General features: G+C 58.7%; 19 protein-coding genes. 9 read left to right on the forward strand and 10 right to left on the reverse strand.

Features of this window, described 5'->3' with window-relative positions; genetic code table 11:
• Positions 1 to 74: 74 nt before the first annotated feature.
• Together JJO78_RS11190 and JJO78_RS11195 are read left to right on the forward strand one after the other, a co-directional pair.
• Positions 75 to 551, forward strand: a complete 477-nt coding sequence (locus JJO78_RS11190; RefSeq protein ID WP_036204793.1) for a DUF6586 family protein — start codon at positions 75 to 77, stop codon at positions 549 to 551.
• 51 nt (positions 552 to 602) lie between these two features.
• Entirely contained in the window at positions 603 to 863 is a 261-nt protein-coding gene (locus JJO78_RS11195; RefSeq protein WP_007155189.1) for a hypothetical protein, read from the forward strand.
• A 3-nt stretch (positions 864 to 866) separates the two neighbouring features.
• Here the strand turns inward: JJO78_RS11195 and JJO78_RS11200 are convergent, their stop codons facing one another.
• A complete protein-coding gene (locus tag JJO78_RS11200; RefSeq protein WP_407716497.1) occupies positions 867 to 1,277 on the reverse strand; it encodes a cell division inhibitor SulA in 411 nt (136 codons plus the stop codon).
• Positions 1,278 to 1,442: 165 nt separating this feature from the next.
• Positions 1,443 to 2,051, reverse strand: coding sequence for a transcriptional repressor LexA (gene lexA, locus JJO78_RS11205; RefSeq protein WP_036204787.1), 609 nt, complete (start codon positions 2,049 to 2,051; stop codon positions 1,443 to 1,445).
• 177 nt (positions 2,052 to 2,228) lie between these two features.
• Here lexA and JJO78_RS11210 point away from each other — a divergent pair, with 177 nt between their 5' ends.
• Both JJO78_RS11210 and JJO78_RS11215 read left to right on the forward strand, forming a co-directional pair.
• Positions 2,229 to 3,224, forward strand: a complete 996-nt coding sequence (locus JJO78_RS11210) for an amidoligase family protein (RefSeq protein WP_036204785.1) — start codon at positions 2,229 to 2,231, stop codon at positions 3,222 to 3,224.
• Positions 3,217 to 3,984 carry a gamma-glutamyl-gamma-aminobutyrate hydrolase family protein gene (locus tag JJO78_RS11215; RefSeq protein ID WP_151982559.1) on the forward strand — a complete coding sequence of 256 codons (768 nt, stop codon included), beginning with the start codon at positions 3,217 to 3,219 and terminating at the stop codon, positions 3,982 to 3,984. Before JJO78_RS11210 ends, JJO78_RS11215 begins: the two co-directional genes overlap by 8 nt.
• Here the strand turns inward: JJO78_RS11215 and JJO78_RS11220 are convergent.
• The gene (locus JJO78_RS11220) at positions 3,969 to 4,199 is read right to left on the reverse strand and encodes a hypothetical protein (RefSeq protein WP_151982562.1); all 231 of its coding nucleotides are present in this window, start codon (positions 4,197 to 4,199) and stop codon (positions 3,969 to 3,971) included. The genes JJO78_RS11215 and JJO78_RS11220 overlap by 16 nt on opposite strands.
• Between JJO78_RS11220 and JJO78_RS11225 the strand changes: the two genes are divergently transcribed.
• Positions 4,182 to 4,868 carry an SIMPL domain-containing protein gene (locus JJO78_RS11225; RefSeq protein WP_036204779.1) on the forward strand — a complete coding sequence of 229 codons (687 nt, stop codon included), beginning with the start codon at positions 4,182 to 4,184 and terminating at the stop codon, positions 4,866 to 4,868. The two genes, JJO78_RS11220 and JJO78_RS11225, sit on opposite strands and share 18 nt — an antisense overlap.
• A gap of 9 nt (positions 4,869 to 4,877) precedes the next feature.
• Here JJO78_RS11225 and JJO78_RS11230 read toward each other — a convergent pair whose 3' ends face one another.
• Positions 4,878 to 8,621: a translocation/assembly module TamB domain-containing protein gene (locus tag JJO78_RS11230; protein WP_226909937.1), complete on the reverse strand. Its 3,744-nt coding sequence runs from the start codon at positions 8,619 to 8,621 to the stop codon at positions 4,878 to 4,880.
• Positions 8,618 to 10,324 (reverse strand): autotransporter assembly complex protein TamA, encoded by a 1,707-nt coding sequence (locus tag JJO78_RS11235; protein ID WP_193216596.1) that lies wholly within the window; start codon positions 10,322 to 10,324, stop codon positions 8,618 to 8,620. Before JJO78_RS11235 ends, JJO78_RS11230 begins: the two co-directional genes overlap by 4 nt.
• A 275-nt stretch (positions 10,325 to 10,599) precedes the next feature.
• Between JJO78_RS11235 and JJO78_RS11240 the strand changes: the two genes are divergently transcribed.
• From JJO78_RS11240 to JJO78_RS11255, 4 genes are all read left to right on the forward strand, one after another.
• Positions 10,600 to 11,904: an acyl-CoA dehydrogenase family protein gene (locus JJO78_RS11240; RefSeq protein ID WP_151982564.1), complete on the forward strand. Its 1,305-nt coding sequence runs from the start codon at positions 10,600 to 10,602 to the stop codon at positions 11,902 to 11,904.
• Positions 11,905 to 11,926: 22 nt separating this feature from the next.
• Positions 11,927 to 13,135: an acyl-CoA dehydrogenase family protein gene (locus JJO78_RS11245; protein ID WP_081899226.1), complete on the forward strand. Its 1,209-nt coding sequence runs from the start codon at positions 11,927 to 11,929 to the stop codon at positions 13,133 to 13,135.
• Between the two features lie 224 nt (positions 13,136 to 13,359).
• Positions 13,360 to 14,367, forward strand: coding sequence for a hypothetical protein (locus JJO78_RS11250; protein ID WP_151982566.1), 1,008 nt, complete (start codon positions 13,360 to 13,362; stop codon positions 14,365 to 14,367).
• A gap of 30 nt (positions 14,368 to 14,397) precedes the next feature.
• Positions 14,398 to 15,879 carry an amidase gene (locus tag JJO78_RS11255; protein WP_151982568.1) on the forward strand — a complete coding sequence of 494 codons (1,482 nt, stop codon included), beginning with the start codon at positions 14,398 to 14,400 and terminating at the stop codon, positions 15,877 to 15,879.
• Here the strand turns inward: JJO78_RS11255 and nhaD are convergent.
• The 5 genes from nhaD to JJO78_RS11280 form a co-directional block, all read right to left on the reverse strand.
• On the reverse strand, positions 15,869 to 17,284 hold the full coding sequence (gene nhaD, locus JJO78_RS11260; RefSeq protein ID WP_036204762.1) for a sodium:proton antiporter NhaD: 1,416 nt from the start codon (positions 17,282 to 17,284) through the stop codon (positions 15,869 to 15,871). The two genes, JJO78_RS11255 and nhaD, sit on opposite strands and share 11 nt — an antisense overlap.
• A gap of 59 nt (positions 17,285 to 17,343) precedes the next feature.
• Positions 17,344 to 19,140, reverse strand: a complete 1,797-nt coding sequence (gene oadA / locus JJO78_RS11265; protein ID WP_036204760.1) for a sodium-extruding oxaloacetate decarboxylase subunit alpha — start codon at positions 19,138 to 19,140, stop codon at positions 17,344 to 17,346.
• A gap of 20 nt (positions 19,141 to 19,160) precedes the next feature.
• Positions 19,161 to 20,582, reverse strand: a complete 1,422-nt coding sequence (locus JJO78_RS11270; protein WP_036204758.1) for an acetyl-CoA carboxylase biotin carboxylase subunit — start codon at positions 20,580 to 20,582, stop codon at positions 19,161 to 19,163.
• Between the two features lie 77 nt (positions 20,583 to 20,659).
• The gene (locus tag JJO78_RS11275; RefSeq protein WP_151982570.1) at positions 20,660 to 21,262 is read right to left on the reverse strand and encodes a CBS domain-containing protein; all 603 of its coding nucleotides are present in this window, start codon (positions 21,260 to 21,262) and stop codon (positions 20,660 to 20,662) included.
• An 82-nt stretch (positions 21,263 to 21,344) separates the two neighbouring features.
• Entirely contained in the window at positions 21,345 to 21,677 is a 333-nt protein-coding gene (locus JJO78_RS11280; protein ID WP_151982572.1) for a hypothetical protein, read from the reverse strand.
• Positions 21,678 to 21,776 lie beyond the last annotated feature (99 nt).

Raw genomic sequence — 21,776 nt, forward strand, 5'->3', positions numbered from 1 at the left:
AAATTCACAATGAAAAATGTTATAGTTGGCGATTAATTCATCGCACAGCAGTGAAACCACTCTCAGGTACTACCATGGCTTCACAGTGGCATTCATTGGTTTCCCAGAAAATATTCCTGGCTCGCAACCTGTTGGGGCAGCTGGAGCACAGCGACAGCGTTCCAACGCAAGAAGCGCTGCTGCAAGGCAGCATAGAGCTGGGGCTGAGGGCTCGAAAACTGACGCTGGTAATGATCGCCAGGGTGTATCAGCACAAACATAGCCAGCCTGATGACCTTGAGGCACTGGATGAGCTGATCGGAACCCACAGCCCGGAAATGACAGAACTGGAGCAACTGGCCAGTGACGGGCGGAGTTGGTGGAGTCATCTCGAGCAGCTTGAGCGTCATCAGGGCAATCCCCCGGTGACCCGAAAAACGGTCAGCAATGAAAACGTGATTGCGGTTGCAGCTGACACCGGCCCGGATCGCTCAAAGCAGGCTCTGGAAACCACTCTGGGCGCGATGAAACACTTTATCGATATCCTCGAGGATCGGCACAGCGAATGGTAATGAACCACGGCGTTGCCGGACCCAACAGGAATGAACTGAAAGGCTAACTTAATGTCACCATCGTTTTTCGAGATTGTACAACTGAGCAACGGAGACTATGCGCTTCGCCGCATCGACGACGACAGTGCACCACTGGTCCAGATATCATTTTCGACGGAAGCCAGGGAGATGATGGAAGACCGGGACATGAACGTGGCCAAGGCCATGATTGCAGCCGGTATTGAGGCCGTCGGTAACGTTGCCCATGATATCGACTGGGAAGACGAAGAGCCGGACACTCAGGACATCCGGCCCTCCTACACACTTCATTGACGATCAGCGCTGGCGCAGCACCACACCATGACTGTTACCCCGAGCCGAAGCCTGCTCCAGTGACGCGAGCGCTTCGCGCCCGAGCTTGTGGGTCCACATGACCACAGCGTGACAGGTGCCTGCGCTCAGTGCTCGCTCGGCAAGCTCCCCGGCTGGGTAGTCAGGAGTAGACCTCAACACCAACAGTTCGCCTGCAACGATGCCACGCATGGTCTGCCACTTACTGACAAGGCTTTGGGGCGGATCAATCCAGGCTAACCAACGCTTCTCCTGATTCAACTGCGTAAGCATCGGTAGCAATAGCTGGAAGTTCTCAACCTGCCCTTCGGGCAAAATGATTTCGGTCACATTGCCTGCCGGTTTGGCTGGGCGACTCCTGACAGCAGGCGCCCTGACGGTATCATGCTCGCTCATACCGGCAACCTCTGAACCGACAAACCTGCCGCCTCCGTGAGCATAAGCCAGATTCTGATTAAAGCTGAGTTGTTCCATGATAAGCCTCACCTGCCGTTAAGCCGCGCCCGCGGTGTTCAACACTCAACGAAACACAGCCGGATATGTCCGGACACCCTGGGGGTGTCAGTGAAGGTCCGAGCGCCGTATGACCCCGACGCCGAGCCCCTCAATGAAGAGTTCCTGTTCTGTCAGATCCACTTCTATGGGTTCGAATTCCTCGTTCTCGGCGATCAAGTACACTTTCGAGCCTTCCTTACGGAACCGTTTGACCGTGACTTCCTCACCTACCCTCGCCACAACCACTTGTCCGTTGTGCACATCGTGGGTGCGGTGCACCGCCAACAGGTCGCCGTCAAGGATGCCAATGTCCTTCATGCTCATGCCGCGTACCCTGAGCAAATAATCCGCCGAGGGCGAGAAAAATTCAGGCTGCAGGGTGCAATGGTCTTCGATATGCTCCTGGGCCAGTATGGGGCTACCGGCCGCCACCTGACCGATCACTGGCAAACCAAGGTCAGCCTCTACATCGGGAAGACGTATTCCCCGGCTGGCTCCCGGCACCATCTCGATGGCGCCTTTTCGGGCCAGTGCCCGCAGATGTTCTTCTGCGGCATTGGCAGAACGAAACCCAAGTTCCGCCGCGATTTCTGCACGGGTCGGCGGATACCCGGTCTCGTCAAGGTAGCGACGAATAATATCCAGTACCTGTGTCTGCCTAGCTGTCAGCTTCATTTAGGTTGCCCCGGTTAGCCCTGTTTTTATATACAGTGATTTGACTATATACAGTGTTTTATCCAGTGTAAACCCTGTAAACGCAATTTTTCCTTGAGCCGCACTGGGTGGCCGTCCACCGCGCCCTGACGTATGACTGTGTTAAGGTAATCACAACCAAAATAGGGAGTCGCCTGAATGAGCAACAGATGTAGGTTACCGGACATCCTCAAGACGGATGATGGCAAGGAACGCAGAGTTGGCGTTGAAATTGAGTTGTCCGGCCTCGGTTACGAAGATCTCGTCTCGCTGTCCGCAAAACTGCTGGGAGGTACCGGAAAGTCTGTTGCACGCTATGTGTCCGAGGTTGAAACGGAACTCGGTGACTTTACCATCGAACTGGATTCGGACCCGATAAAGGACCTTGATCTGGCCGACGAGCGTCTTCCCGAGTCCGTCAGGGAGCTTGGCGGCCAGGCCATGAGCGTGATCGACGCAGCCGCCGAGAAAATCGTGCCCCTGGAGATCGTCAGCCCTCCGCTGGCTTTCAGTAAGCTGGAACGCATAGAGACACTTTGCGATGAGCTTCGAAGAGCAGGCGCACTCGGCAGCCGGGAGGCGCTCTATTATGCCTTTGGTTTGCAATTGAACCCGGAGCTACCGGACCTCAGAGCCACAACGCTGGTGCGCTACCTGCGGGCCTTCGCTGCGCTCTACGAGTGGCTGAAGGCACGCCACCAGATCGATTTCAGCCGTAAGCTGACCAGCTACATTGAGCCCTGGAGCAGCACCTACATTGACCTTCTGATTTCAGAGGACTATGCGCCGGACATGGAACAATTAATGCGGGACTATCTGCATTACAATCCAACCCGCAACAAGGCCCTGGACCTGCTCCCGCTGTTCGCACACCTGAACAGCGATTTGCTCGCAGAATATGTGGAGGATGAGCGCATCAAAAGCCGGCCAACGCTGCATTACCGGCTACCCGACTGCGACATTGATAACCCTGACTGGCATTTTTCCACGGTTTGGAATGACTGGATTGTGCTGGAACAGCTGGTGGCCAACGCTGATGACTTATCGAAACTGGTTACGGAGTTTCGCAACAGTCGCAAACTGAGCCTCCATAACCTGACCCACAGCTGGTTAGACACGTCTGACCAGTGGCTTCGGTCCGGGAACTATGTCTGAAAGCCCGGTAGATAAGCCTGAACATCCGGGCCTTACGATTGGCATCAGCGGCCCGGCACGCCGCAGCCTCGCCCACCGGCTGATCACCTTCGCGCTGCGCCTCCACGGTGCGCGAACCCATTTTATCCGCCCGGGTTCGAAGGTGGACGTCTCCTTGCTCGACGGCCTTGTGCTCTCCGGTGGTACCCACGTGCACCCTTCGCGGTACGGTCAGACTCCCCAGGTAACCGCCCGGTATGACGTGCGCCGCGACGAAACCGATGTTCGTCTGCTGTCCCGTGCTGAAGAATTGAACATCCCGGTACTGGGTATCTGCCGCGGCGCCCAGTTTATCAATATTTTCCGCGGCGGATCTTTGTGCCAGAACGTGACACCTCTGCGGGTGAACACCCGCCACCGGCCGTTACTGTTACCGCTACAGACTGTTCGGGTCGTCAGTGACAGCCGCCTGGGAGAGGTGATGCGCAGCCCGGTGATTGGCGCGAACCGCATCCACAGCCAGAGCATCAAAAAACTGGGCACACATCTCCGCGTTGTTGCCGTGGACAACGACTCGTTTGTGCAAGCGATAGAAAATACACGTGGGCAATGGCTAATGGGCATCCAGTGGCACCCGGAGTACCTGCTTTATCATGGCGGCCACCGGCGGATTTTCAGCCATTTCGTGCAGGCTGCGGAAGACAGGAAGCTGATTCGGCTGGATGAACCCGTCGAAGCCGCCGGAGAAGATGATGAGAATACCGCTCAAATTGGCAGATAACGCTGCAACACGGCCTTAATTTCACGAATTTCCCGAGCGTCGTCGGGCAGAGCCGTCAAATAACGGGCCGCCCACTCTTTCAGTTGCTCGCGGGTGGTCACATAATGGGGGTCGCTCCCGGTCAGCCTGAACAGGATATCACGCTCCCGGGGCGTCAACCTGACCTGATTCTCGTGCAATAACATGGAGATCCAACTATGTTCCACAACGTCCATCGATACCTGCTGGCCTCCACGGCCCTGATTCTGTTTCCCCTGGGCGCATCAGCAGCAGAAGTCAGCCTGAGCGGTCAGGCCTCAGTCAAGTATACGCCAGACAGCGCACGGCTGCAGTTCACCGCCCGCGCCGAGCACAAGCTTCCCGAGACGGCCACTGAGGAAGTCAACGAGCAGATGGAGAAGTGGCGGGAGAGCATCGAGGACTTCCGCGACCGGCTCAAATCCTACAGCGACGCCTCGTTGAACCTTTACAGCCGTTCGATTCCATCACCAGAGCGTCACGAGGAGCCCCGACGAGTGGCCGTGGCTTCACAAACGGTCAGCTTCACCATCGATGACCTCTCTCTGCTCAACCCGATTCTTGCACAGGCGCAATCACTGGGTATGGACTACAACGTCGGTCCCCATCAGTTTTTTCATTCCGATGAAGTCGGTTTGCGCAAACAGGCCCTGGCGGGCGCCATTGCAGATGCGAAATCACGCTGCGAATTTGTTGCCCGGGAACTGGACAAACAGTGCGGAGAGGTGATGACCATTAACGTCGATGGTGGCCATCAACCCCCGATGCCAATGATGGCGGAAATGCGAGGCGCCTCGGACGCTGTCTCAGCGGTCGGTTCCCGTGAACTGGAGGCCCGGGTTAGCGCGACTTTTGAACTGGAGTAAATCACCCGCTCAGAAGTCCCGCGTATAGAATATATCCAGGGAGGCTGCCAGGCCACTGGCAGCCTCCAGATAGAAGTAACGTCCGATATCGTAACGTAGCGCCACCGTGGTGATGGGCTGGAAGATGCCGACACCGTAGCGGATGCTGAGTTCATCCGTCAGGTAACCACTGGCCACTACTGCCGATTCATCCCCTGAGCCTTCCGCCTCCAGCGTCAGATTGCGTATTCCGAATTCCTCGCCAATACCCTGGGTTACCTTGTTAGCCTGAGTCAGCCCCAGCGATATGGCTGCCCTGCTCATTTGCCCCTCATCACCACGACTTTGCGGTGCCCGGCCGAGGATCACATACGAGAGCGCATCGGTCTGAGGCATTTCCGGTTCAGAAAACACTTCGGTCCGGGGCGAGCTCACCGGGCCGCTGAGGCGGATGCCGGCCACCACGTTGTCCACACGCCGCACTGCCTCGATGTCCAGGTACGGTTCTGACAGTGGCCCCACAAACACCAGCCTGGCCCGGCGCAGGTCGAGCTCCTGACCGTAGGCCTCATACCGGCCTTCAACAAGCTGCAGGGCACCTCGGGTATCCAGGTTGTTGCCGATACGCAGTGTCCCCTCAAGGTTACCGGTGACACCGAAACCACTAAAGCTGACCTCGTCCTCACCGACCACGACAGTGACGTCCATATTGAGAGTGCGGAGCCCGCCTTCCTTCTCCTCAGCACCGACGATAACCTCGTCCTCGGATACGGACACGGCCTGGGCGGGCAGCTCGCGAATTTCGATCGTGCCCCGGGGTACGTTCAGGTTACCGGAAACCGACAGATCGCCGCCTTCGTAGGCGATAGTGATATCCGGCACCAGCTCCACTTGGGCGTACGGCTCGTAATTGAAGGGCAAACGGTCACCGGTCAGCCGCACTTCCACCGACGGTTCCGCCTCCCAGGCCAACGACCCTTCTATGTTGCCGCTTCCGCGTTCATTGCTGCGCCAACGTCCGGACAAATCCGCGCTATATCCTTTCAACTCCAGGCTGACCACCAGATCCTCAAGCGGAATCGGTAACCGTGGATCGGCAATGTGACCGCCAGAGAGCGCAAGCTCGCCGTTTACAGCTGGCTTCATTAGCGGCCCAGACAGTGTCCCCTCGCCATTGAGCTCTCCCTCAACAACCTCCAGCCCGGCAAATATGCCAACCATGGCGATATCCAGGCCTTCGATGCTGAATTGCCCATCGACTTCACGGGCATCACTATCCGGGTCGACCGACATGCCGACAGAGAGATTACCAATATCGGGCCCCTGCAACTGCAGGTCCAGCTCCGCCACATTCGGCTTCAAACTCAGGCGGGTGGTGAAGGTGTTGTAGCTCAGGCTCTCCCATTCGTCCCTCACCTGCACTTCAAACTTACCGGAACCGGCATCGATGGATACTTCACCATCCGGCCCATCTTCCGTCATGACCACTTGCAGGTCAGCATTCAGCGTTGCGTCCCAACGCAGGGTGTCCGGCAACAGCGGGGAGAGTGCCGTGGTCGGGAAATTTTCAATGCGATAGGCGATATCTTGAGTCGGGAGCAGAGTCTGGTCCTCGGCACAGACAGACGCCTGTTGCCACTGCCAGCAGTGCTGTCCCAACGTGAGCTTGCCCGCTTCGGTATACTCGAGGGCCGCGGACTCTGACAGGGTCCATTGCTGGCCTTGGGCAGGCACACTGATTTGCCCCTGCTCAAGCGCACCCACCCAGGCATTCCAGCTTTCCGAGGCGTCTCCGGCCAGCAACAGCGACAACTCAGCCTCTTTGTGGCGGGCGTTTAGCCTGAGTTGGTGATCATCCCGAGTTCCCGTCAGTGCCAGCGACAAGTCTTCCAGTAGCTGTTCGCCATACCGAACTTCCTTTCCCCGAAGATCCGCCTGGATGTTGAACCCTTCGCGTAGCGTGGCCGTCAGGTCCAGGCTGGACAGACTCAATTGATCCTGCCATGCCAGGTCGCTGCCAGTGAGTGTTACCTTGCCACGGGGTTGGTCCACGGTGCCGGAAACCGATGCCGTACCGTTGACCGAACCTGCCAGCCCCGGCAGGAAGGTTTCCGGCGCAGGCAGGTTCAGTTCCAGGTTGCCGTTAATCTGTTGCCCCCATCGGCCCTGGCCGGTCACCCGGTTGTCCCCTACCTCAAGCTCCAGGTTCGACAATGTCCAGTTACCGGCATCACTGTCCAGCGCACCTCGTATCAGCGCCTCATTGGCCTGCCAACTCCCGGAAAGGTCCCATTTTGCCTGCAGCGTAGGCGTTCCTTCCTCCTGCAGACGTCCGCTGGTATCCACGTCGCCGCTCAAGCTCGCTTCCAGGGCGGGGAGCCAGAAACCGGGGTTAAAGCTGTCCAGCGTCAGGCTTGCATCCCACGACAACTGATCAGCAAACGCCACGTCCGCACGGCCGCCGAGGAAACCCGCGCCGGTATTGACGCGCAGGTTCGTCAACGCAACGGACTCCAGGTCACCCTCAAGATCCCCCGCCATATCGGCGTCGCCCATGGGGCCGCTGACACTGGCGTCAATGCTCGCCTGATAGGCTCCCCCCTGGTATTGAACGTCGCCGTTGAATTGGCGCAATGTGACCGGCGGCTGTTCAAAATCCGGAATCAGGCTGTACCAGGGAAAAGCGTCGAGACTGACCTTGGCGTCTGCCTGAAGCGCCTGCTCCCAGCTCACGTTGCCGGTGACGAGGAGGCGGCCCGTCTCAGCCTCAGTAGTCCCGGGGCCGGTCAACACGAGCTCCAATCCATCGAGGCCTTCTGTAGTCACCAACCCCTTCAATGACAAGGGTATATCGCCTGTCGATCCGGGCAGCACGGTGCGGGAGTCCGAGCGGAAACCGTTCTCAAGGCTGCCTTTCAAGGCAACCACGGTGTCTGTCAGCACCAGGGTTTTCGGTAATCCCTCCGCCGGGACGAACCGGCTGGAACGAACGGTCAGTTCCGCCGGCAGGGCGCTGTCCAGCGGCGCCACCCGGCCAGCCAGCGTGGCGGCAAGATAACCGCTGCTCTGGCCCTGAACTCTCAGGTCAGCAGCACTCCCTGTCAGATTGAGTGCCAATTGCCAATCAGCGCCATATGGGGGCGGGAGCATCAGCCCAACCTCCAGATCCAGCGGCCAGTCGCCCCGGGTCTGGAGCCTGCCGGAGGCATCAATGCTGATATCGTCCCGAACAAAGGCGAGGTTCTGCAGATGCCAGTCCGAACCGGAACCCTGAGCCTTGAGCTGGAGCCGGTCCCAGACCTTGGCATCGTTGAGCGTAAAGGGGCCAAGGTTCACGTCCCGGACCACCAGCCCCAACGGAAGGTCGACACTGGGTAGACTGATATCACCGCTGTCTTCTTTGGGCTCGCCGGATGGCTGCAGAGTCAGATCAATGCTGTCCGCCAGGAGTCGCTCCAGACAGAGCTGTTTGTTGAACAGGCAGGTGGGCGACCAGTCAACAACTGGCGACTCTACCTTTAGCCCAACACCGTAGCCTTGCCATGTCAGGGAGGCTGCCTGCCACTGCCCCAGCAACGAACCCTGCCCCTGCTCAACCTCGAGGCCGGGAACCTGATCAATCACCCAGGCTGTACCGGTTTCCGAACGCAGCGCCAGCACCAACACCCCAAGCAGTAACAGCGGTAGCAGGACAATAACGGCCAGCGCTATCAACAACCCGTTTCTCAGGCGTTTTGACCGTTTTGGTGTTGGAGTTTTCGCTTCGTCGCTCATAACTCCGGCCCCATGGAAAAGTGAACGCGCCACTCACCGCCAAACTCGGGATCCAGGCCCTTGGCGACGTCCAGGCGCAGCGGCCCGACCGGGCTGATCCAGCGAATGCCCACGCCGGCACCCGTCGCCAGAGGGTCCGACAGGTCATCCATGGCGTTGCCTTCGTCAACAAACGCCGCGACCCGCCAGTTTTCGGTAAACTCGTACTGATACTCGACACTGCCTACCATCAGGTAACGGCCACCAATGGCCACATCCTCGCTGTTCCGGGGTGACAGTGTCTCATAGCCATACCCCCGCACCGTCTGGTCGCCACCGGCAAAGAACCGCAATGACGGCGGCACATCCGAGAAGCGATTGGTGGCCACGCCACCAAACTGGAACCGGGACAGAAAACGGTGGTTGTCCGCCAGGGTGTAGAGGCCCTTTACCAGAACATTGGCATGGAGAATATCCACATCGGAGATGACGGCACGGTGAGAGCCGGTCACATCGAACTGGATACGATATCCCCGGGATGGATCCAACGGCGAGTCCGCCTGCAGTTTCGAATACCCAAGCCCCGGCAGCAACAGACTGCTCTGCTCGGGGTCATCATCGCCGATGCGAAAACGCTCACCTTCCCAGCGGATCGAGGCAACCTGCAACCAGCCGTTATCGAGCTGGTGTTTCCACTGCTGGCCAAGGGTAAGCAGCTCAGACTCGACGTCCTCAATATCCTCCCGCTGATAGCCGGCGGAAAGGCGAATGGAATCGGTCATGGGAGGATCAAGGGGCAACTCGTACCAGGCGCCCACGTTTTGACGCGGCGCCGAAAGTTCCGTCTGCGCGCCACGGCGATGGCCCATGGGGTTGATCCAGTGCTCCCGCCAGTTACCGCTGAAACGCGGTCCCACATCCGTGGAGAAACCGACACCGGCTGCAACCGAGCGCGGAGGACGAGTGGTCAGGTCCACCGACACAGGTATCACTCCGTCCTCGGCTTTACCAGGCGATGCGTCAATGTCCACACCGGAAAAATAACCGCTGTTGGAGAGGTCGCCGCTTAGCCTCGCAACCTTGTCGGCGTGATAGATCTCACCGGGCTCAAAACGTACGAATTGCTCAAGCAACTGCTCCTCGAAACCATGCCCTTCCTTGAAGCTCACTTCGCCCAGGCGATATCGCACGCCACTGCGAAAGACCAGGGAAATATCCGCAGTGTGCTGTTCCGGGTTGACTTCCAGCCGGCGGGTGGTGAACTCACCATCAAAATACCCCAGCCGGGTGGCTCGGTTCTGGATGGTCTGCCGCAACGTGCTGTACTGACCGTGATTCAGCACATCCCCCTCTGATGGCTTTTCCGGCAGGGTTCCCACGAAATCGGAATCCCGACTGGCCGGGCCTTCGATGGACACCTGCCGGGAACGGACGCGAATGGGTTCGCCGGGCTGCACGGTCAATACCAGGCGAGCGGGTATTTCGTCATCGCCGGGCTGTTCGACCACTTCCCACTGAATCATCGGGCTGTAGTAGCCCAGCGCACGGAGCGCCTCTTCCACTTGTGCTTCGGCGGTGCTGGCGTATCGTCTAAGGCTTCCGGCACTGCGGCCCTCAACCTCACCCAGAAAGGCTTCCGCATTGTCCTGAAGCTGCGGATAGTCCCCCTCCACGTTGACCTCCACCTGCTGCGCCCAGGTCAATCCTGGCGTTGCCAGCATCATCAGCCAGACGATCCCGACAGGGCGTAGAAACAGAGGTCTAATGTGGGAACACATCAAGCAGCATTACTTCAGTGAAAGTGGGTGAAAAGGCGCGTTGACAGTATGAGTGTACCGGGTAGCGGTCCGTTTAATCCATGGCAATTGACCATCTTGCCTGTCTGTAATGCGCTCTATGCCAATGGCGAGGATGCCCGATGCCCCCATGATCGCGTAACACCCACTGCATCGGATCGCCGGACAACCGGAAACGGGCGGCGCCAGCCAGGAGAGAACGTATGACACGCACCCCCGTCGGCCTCGCCCTGTCGATGATGAATCGGCTTGCAGCCACCCCCATGCTGGACCGGCTGGGACTGCGTCAGTCTTTGGAAAGAACTGCCTATCACGGCACCCGTGCCGGATTTCGCACCCTTGCCTACGCTGGCCGGGAGTTCAAGCGCGTGAACAACTGGCTGCCCCGCAAGCAATTGCCGAATCGCATACCCGGGGATCTGTTCGACCTCTCCCTGACCGATGACCAACAGATGATCACCGACATGCTCCGCAGGCTGGCAGAGGATCGGATCAGACCGGCGGCCTCAGACGCGGATGAAGCCGGGGAAATACCGGAAACCGTCACAGCGGCCACATCCGAGCTTGGCCTTGGCCTGTACGCAGTACCGGAAGCCTTTGGCGGCGTGGCGGAACATCAGTCTCCCGTGACCAGCGTGCTGATTGCCGAACAACTGGCCTGGGGCGACATGGGCATCGCAACCGCACTCCTGTCGCCGTTCAGTGTCGCCCAGGCCATCACCCGCTGGGGCACCGGGGAACAGCAGAGCCGATACCTGCCAGCGTTCTGCGACGACGCGCCGCCCACAGCCACCATTGCCATTGACGAGCCCATGCCCCTGTTTGACCCGAACAGGCTGCAGACCACCGCCATCGAAACCGCAACCGGCTACACCCTCAACGGCCTGAAAAGCAGCGTGGTCCTCGGCGCCAGTGCAGACCTGCTATTGATTGCCGCCGAACTGCATGGCCGACCACGGCTGTTCATCGTGGAAGCCGGCGTGACAGGCCTCCAGACCAAACCCGACCCGGGCATGGGGCTGAGAGCCTCCGCGCCTGTCCAGTTGCGGCTCGACAACGTTGAACTGTCTCCTGACGCCCTGCTGGGCGACGACGATTTCAACTACGAGGCGTTTCTGGACTGCGGCTCGTTGCTCCGCTGCGGGCTTGCCATCGGCACATCACAGGCCGTTCTCGACTATGTTATCCCCTACTGCAACGAACGGGAGGCGTTCGGAGAACCCATCAGCCACCGCCAGTCCGTGGCGTTCATGATCAGCAACCTCGCCATAGAAACCGACAGCATGCGCATGCTCACCTGGCGCGCCGCCAGCCGACTGGAGCAAGGCTTATCAACGCACCGTGAAACATCCCTGGCCCGGTTACTGTGCAACGAAAAAGCCATGGAGATCGGCACCAACGGCGTTCAACTGCTGGGCGGGCACGGCTTCGTCAAGGAACATCCGGTCGAGCGCTGGTATCGCGACCTTCGCTCCATCTCCACCCTGAGCGGCGGCCTTCACGCCTGATCAAAACGTAAGGACACCTCTGATGAATCTCGAGATACCGAAGAAATTTTCGCCTCTGATCAATCAGGCACAACAAGTGGCCCGGGAGGTGTTTCGCCCAATATCCCGCAAATACGATCGGGCGGAACACGAATACCCCAAAGAACTCGACCTGTTTGCCTCCATCATGGACGGCATGAACGACGGCGCGGCCGACGGTGGCACCGGCGCCGGAAAACTGGCCCGCTCCGAAAGCAACGGCGGGGGCGGTAATCGTAACGGCACCAACATGAAAACCGTTCTGGGGCTGACCGAACTGTGCTGGGGCGACGTCGGCCTGGCCCTGTCCATCCCCCGACAGGGCCTCGGCAACTCAGCCATTGCCGCCGTTGCCAACGAAGAACAACTCGCCCGACTGGGCAACACCTGGGCCGCCATGGCCATCACCGAACCCGGCGCCGGCTCCGACTCCGCCGCCATCCGCACCACCGCTACCGAAGACGGCGACGGATACATCCTAAACGGCGAAAAAATCTACGTCACCGCCGGAGAACGCGCCGACGCCGTCGTGGTCTGGGCCACCCTTGATCGCAATAAAGGCCGCGCCGCCATCAAATCCTTCGTGGTGGAAAAAGGTACCGCCGGCATGACCGTCGAACGCCTGGAGAAAAAACTCGGCATCCGCGCTTCCGACACCGCCGCCATCCGCTTCGACAACTGCCGCATTCCCAAAGAAAACCTCCTGGGCGACCCCGACGTCAGCGTCGAAAAAGGCTTCGCCGGTGCCATGCAAACCTTCGACAACACCCGCCCCGTCGTCGCCGGCATGGCCATAGGCGTCGCCAGCGCCGCCCTGCAGAAAACCCGCGAACTCATCGCATTAACCGGCACCGACCTGGAATACCACCATCAGACCTGGACCCAACCCGCCGTCACCCGCGAACTGCAACTAATGGAAGCCGAACTCGAAGCAGCCCGGCTCCTAACCCTCCGCGCCGCCTGGATGGCCGACAACGGCCTGCCCAACTCCAAGGAAGCCTCCATCGCCAAAGCCAAAGCCGGCCGCGTGGGCAACATGGTCACCCTGCGCTGCGTCGAACTCTGCGGCAGCCTTGGCTATGGCGAAACTGAACTACTGGAAAAATGGGCCAGGGACTCAAAGATTCTCGACATCTTTGAAGGCACCCAACAGATCCAGCTACTGATCATCGCCAGGAGACTGCTCGGTAAGTCGTCGGCAGAGCTGAAATAAGCTAACCTGTACGAAAGCGTCGAAAAATCAGGCAGGTGCAACCCGTTTTTCTCAACAGGAGGGCGGGCATCTCAGAGCCTGATCGCAGCGGATGTATCGCTTCTCCCCAGACCGTGCATTGCCAAGGATGGCAATGCCGAGCCCCCATGGATGGGTTAACGGCGTGTCTGGGGAGAAGCGATACATCCGCTGCAGACTCCAAACTCGAAGTCCTGGATTGATGAATGCTGAAGATAAACCGAGAAAACCTGAAAACCAGCCACCAACTCATCTGGTTCATCATAGACTTCCTGATGCTAGGCCTGCTTATCATCAACCTGGCCTTCATCATCTTCGACTCCATCTACAACCTCACCGGCGTCCAGAACCTGCTCGCTGAACACGCACCGCTTGTCAAAGAACTCTACCAGCCCATCCACGAAAACTTCCTGTTCTACGACCTCATCTTCGTCAGCATCTTCCTGACCGAGTTCGTCGTGCGCTGGGGCTACGCCATCAAGGCCAAAGTCTACGACCGCTGGTACTTCTACCCGTTCATCCACTGGTACGACATCATCGGCTGCATCCCCGTTGGCAGCTTCCGCTTCCTGCGGATACTGCGGGTTATCTCCATCATCTACCGGCTGCACCAGTACAAAGTGATCGACGTCACCCAGACGCGAGCCTTCCAGTTCTTCAACTTCTACTACGAAGCCTTCATGGAAGAGCTCTCCGACCGCATCGTCATCAAAGTGCTCACCGGTGCTCAAGACGAGATTCGCAAGGGCTCACCCTTGTTCGAGCGCATTCAGAACGACATCCTCTACCCAAGGCGGGAAATGCTATCCGACTGGGTATCACAACGGGTTGCCGAAGCAGCCCGGGAAGGGTACATCCCCAATCGCGGCGCCCTGCGAAGCTACCTGGAAACCCGCGTCGACAACGCCCTCAAACAGAACCTGGAGTTGTCGAGGCTGAAGTACCTGCCTGTCGTCGGCCCAACCATCCAGGAAACCCTGGAAGAAGCCGTGGGGGACATCGTCGCCAACGTAATTCACCAGATTCTGGAAGACCTTGCTTCCGCATCCAACCACGCGTTCATCGAAGACATCGTCAACGTATTCCTGCCATCGCCCGATAACGAAGACGAGAACGACGAACACAACGAAGCCCTGATCAACCTGATTGTCGAAGTGCTGGATGCCGTCAAAAGCCAGGTCAGGGTCAAACACTGGCGTAGCGAACTGACCTGAGCTGAACCTGCCAACAACATCGAGGTTTTCATGGAACCACTGCACTACCATTCTGCCGCCGAATTGATTAGCGACCTTAAAAACGGGGAGCTAACCAGTGTGGACGTCACTCAGGCCTTCCTGAACAGAATTCGCCAGTGCAATGACACCATCAATGCCGTGGTGACGCTCGATGAAGAGAAAGCCCTGGAAAAAGCCCGGCAAGCCGATGAGGTACGGGCACAAGGTGAGACACTGGGCGCTTTGCATGGGCTGCCACTCACCCTGAAAGACACTTGGGAGGTTGCCGGCATGGCCTGTACCGCCGGTGCACCCGCGCTGAAAGACTACATCCCGACAAAACACGCCGACGTGGTCCAGCGCCTGGAAGACGCCGGTGCGATCATCCTGGGGAAGACCAACGTCCCCATTTACGCCACCGACCTCCAAAGTTACAACAAGCTCTTCGGTGTCACCAACAACCCCCACAACCTGGCACATACCCCCGGCGGCTCATCCGGGGGCGCTGCCGCAGCGCTTGCGGCAGGCATGACACCGTTGGAAGTGGGCAGTGATCTCGCGGGTTCCATCCGCACACCGGCGCATTTCTGCGGCGTTTTCGGGCACAAGCCTTCCCGTGCCCTGGTCTCCTTCCGTGGTCACATTCCAGGGCCTCCGGGCACAGAGTCGCGGCCGGACCTGGCCGAAGGCGGGCCATTGGCGCGCTCGGCAAAGGATCTGGAACTGCTGCTGAACGTGATTGCCGGCCCCGCAGAACGGGAACGCAACAGCTGGCAACTGGCCATGGCACCGGCCACCATTCATTCTCTGGAACAGACACGCGTGGGCCTTTGGCTGAAAGACCCGCTGTGCCCCATCGACGACGAATTACTGAACGGCTACCAACAGCTCGGGCGGACACTGGAAAGCAATGGAGCACTGGTTGCCGAAGCCCGGCATCAACTACTCAACCTGGAACACATCCTGCCTGCCTATTTCAACTTACTGGGCAGCCTTCTCAGCACGTCCATGAAACCGGCCCAACGCCGGCAAATGATGTGGATCTCCCGGCTTGAACGCTGGCTACACCTGTTTGGCCCTGTCACGGCCTTCATCGGGGAATACGGTCGCGGCGTGAATCAGCCGGTACACCAATGGATGGCCTGGAGCGAAATGCGGGAGAAGATGCGGGCGGAAATCACTACCCTGTTCGACGAATTCGATGTGCTGTTGACGCCGATCACCCCAACCACGGCCATTCGCCACGATCACAGCAATCCGGTGTTCAAGCGGCAGATCACCGTTGCAGGTCAGCCCAGGGCGTACATGGACCAGTTCTGCTGGATTGCCCTGGCTACCTTGCTCGGGCTGCCCGCTACCTCCGTTCCTATTGGAAAAACAGCGGATGGGTTGCCGTTCAATGTGCAGGTCATCGGTGCGCCGGGGATGGACCTGACGACGATCCGGTTCGCAGAGCTGCTGGAAGCCAGCGGACTTGCCGGCTTCCAGCAGCCGCCGGACCTCAGCCATTGACCAGAAAGTGCACCCAGATACTGGCCCCGTAACCCAGCGCAATCGCCGGTGTCCATTTCAGGTGACTGAGAAACGTATACTGTCCCCTGGCCTGTCCCATCAGTGCGACGCCCGCAGCAGAGCCTATGGACAAGAGGCTGCCACCAACCCCGGCCGTTAGCGTAACCAGCAACCACTGATAATCCGGCATGGCCGGGTTCATGGTCAGCACCGCAAACATCACCGGAATGTTGTCGACCAGCGCAGAGATCACTCCGATCATGACATTAGCAACGGTGGGCCCCAGATCGCCGTACAGCGTGGCCGATATCATGCCGAGATAACCAATGAAGCCCAGGCCGCCGACGGCCATAATCACCCCGTAGAAAAAGAACAGCGTGTCCCACTCCGACCGGGCAATATGGGAAAAAACATCAAAAGCACGACGCCCCTGGGCCCGGTCACCCGAGCTATCTCCCGGTGGGGACTCAAAGCCCTCGTTCCAGTGATATTCCTCATGGCGTTTGAGATAGAACCCAAAAATCTTCAGGTAACCGAGCCCCGTCATCATGCCGAACACCGGTGGAATGTGCAGGAACTGGTGAAAACTGATGGCGGTGGCGATGGTCAGCAGGAACAGAGCGCAGATGACGAGCCCGCCCGGGCGAATAACGTTACCGAATGACTCGGGTGATGACGGCTGGCCCTTCGGCAAAGCCAGATGCATCAACGCCGCCGGCACCAGGAAGTTGACGATCGAAGGCAGCAACAGCTGGAAGAAGTCCTGGAACGGGAGAATGCCTTTCTGCCAGACCATCAGAGTGGTGATGTCGCCGAACGGGCTGAACGCCCCGCCCGCGTTGGCGCCCACCACAATATTGATACAGGACAGGGACACAAATTTGGCGCTGTCCCGGCCCACGGCCATCACCACGGCACACATGATCAGTGCCGTGGTCAGGTTGTCCGCGACCGGTGACAGACAGAACGCCAGGATACCGGTGATCCAGAACAGACGCCGGTAACCAAAGCCCTTGCCAAGCAACCATATCCGCAACTGGTCGAAGACGCCTCGTTCCAGCATGGCGTTGATGTAGGTCATTGCCACCAGGAGGAAGAAGAACAGCTCCGCGTACTCCAGGAAGTTGTGCCGTATGGCCTCTTCGACTTCGCCATTGGCGCCCGCGGCGCGGTATGCCAGGGCCACGAGTATCCAGATCAACCCTGCCGCGATCAGCATCGGCTTGGATTTGGCCAGGTGAATCCGTTCTTCCAGAATGACCAATAGATACGCGACTACGAAAATCGCGATGGCAATGTAGCCCACAGGGTGGGAAATAAGATCCACGGCCCGGTCGGCATTTGCCCACACCGGTCCGGGCGCCAGCGACAACACGGCCGCTAACGACAGCAAGATCGACTTCATTCGAGGGGGTGCTCCCAACTGCGATGGAGTGCCCGGGACGATCGTCCCGGGGGGTTTGGTTATTCGATTTCGATCAGGCTCTCACCAGGCGCTACCCGGTCGCCTTTCGAGATATTCACCGCCTTGACGATACCAGACTTGGTGGCTTTAACCTCGGTTTCCATTTTCATGGCTTCGATGATCAGCACCGCGTCACCGGCGGATACCTCGTCACCCTCGCTCACCAGCACATCAACGATGTTGCCCGGCATGGTGGTGGTCACCTGGCCTTCTCCGGTGGCTCTGGCACGACCACCCTTGCGGGTATTTTCAGAAGCTTCGCCCTGGGATTCCAACTGAATTTCCTCGGGCACGCCGTCCACTGTCATGTAGAACCGGCGCTCGGTCTCGCTCACCGGATTGGCACCGGTCACATGAATATCGTAACTTTCACCGTGCACCGTGATCCGGAATTCAGTGGACACACTGCCGCCGGTCTTACCGTTGGCGATGGGCTCCAGGGCTTCCGGCTGCAAGGTGCCGTCGCGGCGTTGCTCCAGGTACGTGCGGGCCTGGTCCGGGAACATGGCGTAGGTCAGTACGTCTTCCTCGCTCTCGGCGAGATCACCCAGCTCCTTGCGCAGTTCGGAAAACTCCTTTGGAATCAGGTTGGCCGGGCGCTCTTCAATCAACTCTTCCTTGCCCACAGCGCGGCGTTGCAGCTGTGCGTCCACCTCTGCAGGCGCCTTGCCATACCAGCCCTGCATGTATTTCTTCACCTCATTGGTGATGGTGTCGTAACGCTTGCCGCCCAACACATTGATTACTGCCTGGGTGCCGACGATCTGTGAAGTGGGCGTCACCAGCGGAGGGTATCCCAGGTCTTTACGCACCCGGGGGATTTCCTCGAACACATCCTGAATCCGGTCGAGGGCGCCCTGCTCTTTTAGCTGATTCGCCAGGTTGGACATCATGCCACCGGGCACCTGGGACAGGAGTACGGAAGTATCCACCCCATTGTAGTCACTCTCGAACTGATGGTATTTCTTGCGAACTTCGCGGAAATGGCGGGTGGCCTTGTCCAGCAACTCGAGGTTGAGGCCGGTTTCACAGCCAGCATCATGCAACGCAGCCACCAACGATTCGGTCGGCGGATGGCTGGTCCCACCCGCAAACGCCGACAGCGCGGTATCGATATGATCCACACCGGCCTCCAATGCCGCCCACTGGCACATGGGCGCCATGCCCGACGTGGCATGGGAGTGCAGGAATACCGGCAGTTTGAGGTTCTTCTTCAGGCCGCTGACCAGCTCGGCGGTCACCGCTGGCGTCAGCAGGCCCGCCATATCCTTGATAGCGATACTGTCAGCACCCATGTCTGCCATGGTCTCGGCCTGAGCCAGGAAGGTTTTCACGTCGTGCACCGGGCTGACCGTGTAGCACAGCGTACCCTGGGCATGCTTGCCGGCCTTCTTCACGGCTTTAATGCTGGTCTCCAGATTGCGCACGTCATTCAGCGCATCAAAAATACGGAACACATCGATGCCGTTTTCCGCGGCCTTTTCAACAAACGCCTCCACCACATCGTCGCCGTAGTGGCGGTACCCGAGCAGATTCTGACCGCGCAACAGCATTTGCAGACGGGTGTTGGGTAGAGCCTTACGCAGGGTACGCAGGCGCTCCCATGGGTCTTCCTTAAGGAATCGCACACAGGCATCAAACGTGGCGCCGCCCCAGCATTCCAGTGACCAGTAGCCGGCCTGATCCAGCCATTCACAGGCCGGCAGCATGTCCTCGGTGCGCATACGCGTGGCGATCAGGGACTGATGGGCATCCCGCAGGATGACGTCGGTGATGTGAATTTTTCTCTTACTCATGGTGCTCTCCAATATTCGTGTTACAGGCCAGCCTGGGCTGCGATGGCGGCAGCAACGGCCGTGGCAATGGATTCCGGTCGGGATTTGTCGCTGTACTCCAACAACTGCGGATTGCGCTCCACGAAACCGGTATTAAACGTGCCGGCCTGGAAATCCGGGTGGTTCAGGATCTGCTGGTAGTAAGGAATCGTGGTGTGTACCCCGTAGATAGCCATGTCGCTGAGCGCTCTGCGGGAACGGGCCACCAGTTCCGGCCATTCCCGCGCCCAGACAATCAGCTTGGCGCACATGGAATCGTAGTAAGGGGGAATCTCGTAGCCGGTGTACATGGCGGCATCTGTGCGCACACCCGGGCCGCCGGCGGAATAATAGCGACTGATGCGACCAAAGCTGGGCAGAAACCCGTTTTTCGGGTCTTCCGCGTTAATGCGAAATTGAGCAGCGAAACCGCGATAACTGATGTCGGCCTGGGAAAACTCCAGCGGCTCGCCCGCCGCGATTCGGATCTGCGATTTGATGATGTCGATGCCGGTGATTTCCTCGGTGATCGTGTGCTCCACCTGCACCCGCGTGTTCATCTCCATAAAATAGAAGCTGTCGTCGTGGTCGAGCAGGAACTCTACCGTGCCAGCATTCACGTAACCGCATTGGCGGGTAACCTGGATGGCCAGGTTACCAATAGTTTCTCGCTGCTCCTCACTTAACTGTGGCGATGGTGCCACTTCGATCAGCTTCTGGTTACGGCGCTGGATGGAGCAGTCTCGCTCATACAGGTGCACCACATTGCCGTGATGATCCGCTAATACCTGCACTTCAATATGACGAGGCTCAATGATGCACTTCTCCAGGAAAACCTCGGCACTGCCAAAGGCCTTGGTGGCCTCGGAAATCACTCGCTCGTAGTTCTGCCGCAACTCTTTCTCATTATCGCAACGACGAATGCCCCGGCCACCACCACCGGACGTGGCTTTGAGCATAACCGGGTAGCCAACGTCCTCCGCCTGGCGTACGGCATCTTCGACGTCATCCAGGTTGCCTTCCGAACCCGGTGTAACGGGGACACCTGCGGCAATGGCGGTCTTGCGGGCCTGGGTCTTGTCGCCCATGGCACTGATCGCCTCGGATGACGGGCCGACAAACGTTACCCCCCGCTGCTGGCAGATGGCTGCTAACTCGGCATTCTCGGAAAGAAAGCCGTAACCCGGATGCAGAGCATCACAGCCAGTTTCGACCGCCAGGTTCACGAGATGATGGGGATTCAGGTAACCGCTGAGCGGGTCCTTACTGATCTGATAGGACTCATCCGCTTTCTTGACATGCAAGGAGTACTGGTCCGCCTCTGAATAAACAGCGACAGACCGAATGCCCAACTCCTTGCAGGCCCGCGCAATGCGAACGGCAATTTCGCCGCGATTGGCGATGAGCACTTTTTTAATGGCCATGGAAGCTTCCTTCAAGTAATAGTCATTAACGGAAGAAAGCTGCAACCCGCAACGGCAGGCTGCAGCGTTGCGTTCTTCTACCCGGGGTTTTTCCGCACCGCATGAACGATATCGGAAAAAGATCCCGGGCCGGGATCAGGGGTCACTCGAATACCAAGGCGCCGGCTAAGCTCGTCAGCGGACAGCAGCCCGCAAATGACCTGCTCCTCTGCCCCAACGGCGACAGTGTCCATTACCAAAAGATAGTCCGAATGAAGCCCCTTGAAAATGGTGATTAATTCATCAATTTTCAGGTCCTGAAGCTTACCGAGCTCTATCGTTGGTAAGCGCCATACCGGCCGCATGATGTCCCGCGCAACAATGTCGGCGATGGTACTTCCACGCTGGTTGGCGAGACTCATGGGCCAGGAACCGATCAGATCCTTCAGGGTCAATATTCCGACCACCTCATCATTTCGATTGATAACCACACAAAAGGTTTCTCCGGAAACATCCAGTGTCTTCTTGACCTCCTGGATCTCTCGCGATGACCGGACGATCACCGGGGCTTGCCTGGTGAAGTCCTTCAACAGCTCCGACGCGGCGGCGTCATTGGTGAGGGTGTCCTCGTCTTCCGGTGAAACAAGCCGGTATCTGGCTCCGGCAGACAGGGACGCTTGAACGCTTGATTGATTGCCCATGGCAATTCTCCTGGCTAAAGACCATTTCTCCAGGCGCGGGGCACCCACGCAGGGGCAGCAGCGCCTGAATCAGTTCGAATGTCTATAGCCGGGAGGGAGGTGCCTGTGACTGGCCTGGGTAACTGAGAATTCTTCTGGGGGGGCCGTCAAAGGCCAACTGGTGAAGGGCGCGGGACGTTAACGCCGACGGTGGATAAACGAATGTGGGCGACAGCGACGACACATCGCCGGGTGACGAGGCCCCTTCTGAGGATTCGGAACTGCCTTGCCAATCGCTCAGCGCGACAGTGGTGGCAACAGGATCATCCAGGGTGGGGAGCGCAACGGTAACCGATGTCCAGACAACAAATATCAGTGCCAGCAACGCAACGAGGTTGCCAGACAGACTGAATGTGTGTTCGGAGCGACGGGGCATCATTTCACCGTGTTAGTAGTTGCCTAACTAATGCAAAGGCGACGGCTAATGATAACCTCAGGGGATGGTGGCAATGCAAGCTTTCGTGGCCGATACGGG

It is taken from the genome of Marinobacter sp. DS40M6 (assembly GCF_028581595.1).
GTDB lineage: Bacteria > Pseudomonadota > Gammaproteobacteria > Pseudomonadales > Oleiphilaceae > Marinobacter > Marinobacter salarius.

Bases quoted from the DNA above. Each gene is read 5' to 3' on its own strand.
- JJO78_RS11190 (WP_036204793.1), top strand. From the start codon at position 75: ATGGCTTCACAGTGGCATTCATTGGTTTCCCAGAAAATATTCCTGGCT.
- JJO78_RS11195 (WP_007155189.1), top strand. From the start codon at position 603: ATGTCACCATCGTTTTTCGAGATTGTACAACTGAGCAACGGAGACTAT.
- JJO78_RS11200 (WP_407716497.1), bottom strand. From the start codon at position 1,277: ATGAGCGAGCATGATACCGTCAGGGCGCCTGCTGTCAGGAGTCGCCCA.
- lexA (WP_036204787.1), bottom strand. From the start codon at position 2,051: ATGAAGCTGACAGCTAGGCAGACACAGGTACTGGATATTATTCGTCGC.
- JJO78_RS11210 (WP_036204785.1), top strand. From the start codon at position 2,229: ATGAGCAACAGATGTAGGTTACCGGACATCCTCAAGACGGATGATGGC.
- JJO78_RS11215 (WP_151982559.1), top strand. From the start codon at position 3,217: ATGTCTGAAAGCCCGGTAGATAAGCCTGAACATCCGGGCCTTACGATT.
- JJO78_RS11225 (WP_036204779.1), top strand. From the start codon at position 4,182: ATGTTCCACAACGTCCATCGATACCTGCTGGCCTCCACGGCCCTGATT.
- JJO78_RS11220 (WP_151982562.1), bottom strand. From the start codon at position 4,199: ATGGACGTTGTGGAACATAGTTGGATCTCCATGTTATTGCACGAGAAT.
- JJO78_RS11230 (WP_226909937.1), bottom strand. From the start codon at position 8,621: ATGAGCGACGAAGCGAAAACTCCAACACCAAAACGGTCAAAACGCCTG.
- JJO78_RS11235 (WP_193216596.1), bottom strand. From the start codon at position 10,324: ATGATGCTGGCAACGCCAGGATTGACCTGGGCGCAGCAGGTGGAGGTC.
- JJO78_RS11240 (WP_151982564.1), top strand. From the start codon at position 10,600: ATGACACGCACCCCCGTCGGCCTCGCCCTGTCGATGATGAATCGGCTT.
- JJO78_RS11245 (WP_081899226.1), top strand. From the start codon at position 11,927: ATGAATCTCGAGATACCGAAGAAATTTTCGCCTCTGATCAATCAGGCA.
- JJO78_RS11250 (WP_151982566.1), top strand. From the start codon at position 13,360: ATGCTGAAGATAAACCGAGAAAACCTGAAAACCAGCCACCAACTCATC.
- JJO78_RS11255 (WP_151982568.1), top strand. From the start codon at position 14,398: ATGGAACCACTGCACTACCATTCTGCCGCCGAATTGATTAGCGACCTT.
- nhaD (WP_036204762.1), bottom strand. From the start codon at position 17,284: ATGAAGTCGATCTTGCTGTCGTTAGCGGCCGTGTTGTCGCTGGCGCCC.
- oadA (WP_036204760.1), bottom strand. From the start codon at position 19,140: ATGAGTAAGAGAAAAATTCACATCACCGACGTCATCCTGCGGGATGCC.
- JJO78_RS11270 (WP_036204758.1), bottom strand. From the start codon at position 20,582: ATGGCCATTAAAAAAGTGCTCATCGCCAATCGCGGCGAAATTGCCGTT.
- JJO78_RS11275 (WP_151982570.1), bottom strand. From the start codon at position 21,262: ATGGGCAATCAATCAAGCGTTCAAGCGTCCCTGTCTGCCGGAGCCAGA.
- JJO78_RS11280 (WP_151982572.1), bottom strand. From the start codon at position 21,677: ATGCCCCGTCGCTCCGAACACACATTCAGTCTGTCTGGCAACCTCGTT.